The 3726-nt window shown below is 70.2% G+C and carries 4 protein-coding genes; all 4 read right to left on the bottom strand.

The annotated features are described in order from the left end of the window. On the bottom strand, positions 1-1915 hold a 1915-nt coding region (locus ACE3TU_RS20200), incomplete at its 3' end, for a transposase (protein WP_374627512.1). A gap of 58 nt (positions 1916-1973) precedes the next feature. Then, positions 1974-2423, bottom strand: coding sequence for a hypothetical protein (locus ACE3TU_RS20195; protein WP_374627510.1), 450 nt, complete (start codon positions 2421-2423; stop codon positions 1974-1976). Beyond that, the gene (locus ACE3TU_RS20190; protein ID WP_374627508.1) at positions 2423-3457 is read right to left on the bottom strand and encodes a hypothetical protein; all 1035 of its coding nucleotides are present in this window, start codon (positions 3455-3457) and stop codon (positions 2423-2425) included. The genes ACE3TU_RS20195 and ACE3TU_RS20190 overlap by 1 nt, the downstream gene beginning before the upstream one ends. After that, on the bottom strand, positions 3454-3726 hold a 273-nt coding region (locus ACE3TU_RS20185), incomplete at its 5' end, for a helix-turn-helix domain-containing protein (RefSeq protein WP_374627506.1). The genes ACE3TU_RS20190 and ACE3TU_RS20185, both read right to left, overlap by 4 nt.

Genomic DNA, 3726 nt, shown 5'->3' with positions numbered 1-3726 from the left:
CCACCGGCCGCGCCGCGGCTGCCGCGGCATCGAGCGCCGGTGTCGAGTGCCCCTCGGCCGGGCGCGGGAAGGCGACCAGGTTGTCGTGCCGGGCCCGCGCCACATTGAGCTGTGCGTCGGCGACGGCGCGGGGCCCGATCTTGCGCATCGCGGCGCGGATCGGCTTCAGCTGGCCCTCGAGCATTGCCTGCTGTTGCGCCTTGACCCGCATTGCCGTTTCCACCGGGTCGAGCCCGAGCAGCGCCGGGCACTCGGCGATCCCGAGGAAGGTCTCGCCGTCCGGCTCGAACACCATCAGCCGTCCGAGGTCCGCCGGGTCCATGCGGCAGAGCACCTGCCGCCCGACCGGCACCGTGCCGATGTAGTAGGCCTCGCCGCTCACCCGGATACCGGTCTTGCCGACAGTGCGGATGCCGTTGCCGCCCACCACCGGAGCGACGAGGATGTCGAGCGCCCGCTCGTCGCTGATCCGTCGCACCGGGCCGGCATGGCTCGCCGCCTTGGCGAACGGCGTCATGCCGATGCCGTCATGCAGGCTGTGGGCGTAGATTTCCGCGGCCCAGCTGTCGGCATAGGCCGCGACCTCGGCCTCGCTCATGTCGGCGTCGAACAGGTGCGCGTCGTCGAGACTCAGCCGCCGCGAGAAGGCCTTGCGCTTCTCGATGATGCTGCGCTGCCCGACATTGTGGCCGACAAAGCCGGGAATCGTCGCCGCGAAATCGCGCTGGAAGGTGCCGATCACGCGCTCGACCAGCGGCTTGGAGCGCGGCGAATAGGGCGGGCTCAGTTCGATCTCGATGCCCAGCGCACCCAGCAGGCGCTGTGTCGCGTGAGCGGTGAAATCCGAGCCGTTGTCGGTCTTGATCCGTTCCGGCACGCCCCAGGACTTGAGGCATTTGCGCACCAGCATGGCGACCGCCTCGGCCCGCGGCGTCGCGGTGACGAGGATGATGGTGCTGCGCGAGAAAACGTCGACCGCCGCATAGATCACCTGCCGCTTGCCCGAGAGCATGATCGCGTCGAGCGGCGAGGCATCGATCTGCCAGCACTCGTTGAGCCGGTCGGCCCGGCTGGTGCCGAGCGCCACCATCTCGACGCGCGAGCGGTAACCGTCCGGGTCGCGGATCTTGAGGAGTGCGTTGGCGTACTCGCCACGCCACTGGCTGAGCTGCAGCTGAAAGGTCCGCCGCGACGGCACCCTGGTCGGCCGGCCGGCGACATCGAGGCAGTCGCTCACCGCGAAGCGGTCGATCACCGCGTTGCGGATGTGGTCCGAGGAGAGGAACTGGTTCTTGGCGAGGAGCGCGAGGATGAAGGTCTTGACCTCGCCGCCCGCCGCCCGGCTCAGCACCCCGGTATCCTTGCGGTTGAGCGCCGGATCGTAACCCAGGGCCTCGGTGCCGCGTGTCTTTGCCGCCGCGCGCCAGCGCGCCAGCGAGCGCACCGATAGCCGGCCGACCAGCGGCCGGACCCAGGGCGCGATCTCGGCCTGGCCTGCATTGTAGAGCAGGACGAAGAAACCGTCCGAGGCAACGCTCGAGAGCCCGTTGCCGTCCCGGTACCGGTCCGCCGCCTTGAGGATCGCGAGCCGCGCGTCCCGGTTCTTCCGCCCGGCCGTGGTGAGCGCGTCGCCCTCGGGGATCGATGGCGTGAGTTCGGCCCGCGCCGCCGGGGTCGCAATCGACACGAAGCTCGACAGGTAGTGCAGTCGCGCCGGCGCCGGCAGCAGGTCGATGTGATACTCTAGCCCGCCGCCCCCCTCGCGCCCCTTGCGCCGCCGGCACTGCCCCCCGTAGCGGTCCCAGCCCTCGGCAACGGCCCGCTTCTGCACCCCGCGCTGGGTCGTCGGCAGGCCCGGCAGCCGTCCCTCGACTGCCGCATCGGCGATCTCCGTCGCAGTAAGCCAGACCTTCACCGTGATCCTCCCCTGCGAAGCGGGGGAGGGGGACAGGCCACTCGGATGCTGTCGCTGCTCACCGCTGCGCCCTCCACTGGGCATCGGCCGCGGCGGCCTCCTGTTCGGCGAGGCGCTGCAATTCGCGGGCGCGTTCGCGGCGGATCAGCCATTCGTATCGTTTGGGCACGACGATCAGGCCGATCGACTCGAGCAGCGCATTGAGCGGTCTCGGGTCGCCCGTCACCGCTACCAGTGCCGCGAGCCGTGCGGCCGAGATCGAGTGTTCCGCGCCCTGGCTCGCGTACTTGTCGAGCATCGTCTTCGAGCAGTCCTCGCCCAGGAACTCCGTCATGGCGAGGGCCGTATCGCCGCGGGACTTGGCGAAGGCATCGAGCGTCGCCTTGACGGCCCGGCTGAGCTTTCCCGCCAGCGTTTCCGCCCGTACCTGCTCGGCAGGAAACCGTGCCACCACCTCCGGCGGCTCGAAATCGCGGAACAGGTCGAGGGTGATCCGGTCGCGCGCCATCAGATCAGCCCCTCGCCCCTGAGGACCGGGATGATCTCGTCGGCATAGGCGGTCCAGAGCGGCTTCCGCGCCGCGGCCGAGAGCCGGGTCAGGTTGCCGGCCACGGCGTTGAAGCGCTTGTCGTCGGCGCTCTGCAGGCGTTTGCCCTGTGCAAGAAGGATGGCCTCGGCGACAGTGCCGGCCCGGGGCGGTATCGCGAGCAGCAGGTCCAGCACCTTGGCCTGCAGGCCATGGGTGGCTGCCGCGATCTGGCCCAGCGCCGCCTGGTTGTCGGCCAGCCGCGAGCCGGCCAGCCGCTTGCGGGCTGCCGTGCCGAGTCCATCCCAGATCGCCACCTTGGCCTCGACCGAGCGGCGGCCGAGGCCGGTGCTCTCGGCCGCCACCTGCCAGAACGCAATCTTTGCGTTCTGGCCCCTAAGTACCTGTTTCCTCTGTGGGTCGCCCCCGTTGGCGGCGGCCGGATAGAGCCGCAGGTGGATCGCCTTGTACTCGGCGAGGAAGCGGCACTCGTCGAGCGCGGTAAGGCGGCGCCTCGCGATCGCCTCGATGATCTCGGGAAGCCGGTAGAAGCGCTGGTCGACGGCGGCGCGGTCGCACCATTCGGCGTCGATCTCGGTCCACCCCGCGAGCCGGGCCGCCTCGAGACGAGAAACGCCGAAGCCGAAGCCGTCGAGGATGAATCGCCCGGAGGCTTCCCGCACCAGCCGGATCGGCACCAGCTGGCCGATCTCGGCATAGGTTGCCGCGATGAGGGCCTCCCAGTCGGCATCGCGTCCCCGCAGCCGATCGTCGGCGACATCGACGAGATCGAGCGCCACCCGACCACGCTGCAGGGCGGGCGCATGGGGAGGCGAGATCGGCCCGGGCCGGAATGTCGGGGGTGTGACGGTCCCGTCGCCCGCGACGACGGTGAGGGGGGTCTCAGCTGCGGGGATCGAGGTGATGCTGTCGCCTGGGGTGGCGGGTCGCGCAGGCTGCTCGCGGAGGGCGCTCTTGTCCGGCGCCCGGCGGTTTGCTGCACTCGGACGGCTCATGCGGCCCTCCGGCGGTCTGCAAGCGAGCCCGAGTTTTGACTTTTGCGCGCCGTCGGGTTGTGACTACTAGCCCGAGGCAGGTTGCGGCGTTCGCCGGTCTCATCGAACCAGTCAGGCCAGAGGTCCACGAGGGCAACGCCCAGGAACCTGGCAATGGCGCGGTTCGCCTGGGGGATGGGGCGTCGCAGGCTGTGGCCGAAGGATGACGGGCTCATGCGATGCACGCGCGCAAGCGCGCTGAGCGAGCCTCCGGCCTTCGTGACCAGGGC

This window comes from Devosia sp. (assembly GCF_041917035.1).
In the GTDB taxonomy this organism is placed as follows: Bacteria; Pseudomonadota; Alphaproteobacteria; order Rhizobiales; family Devosiaceae; genus Devosia_A.
Note: the sequence above shows the minus strand (reverse complement) of the source record. Positions and strands in the feature narration are given on the sequence as shown.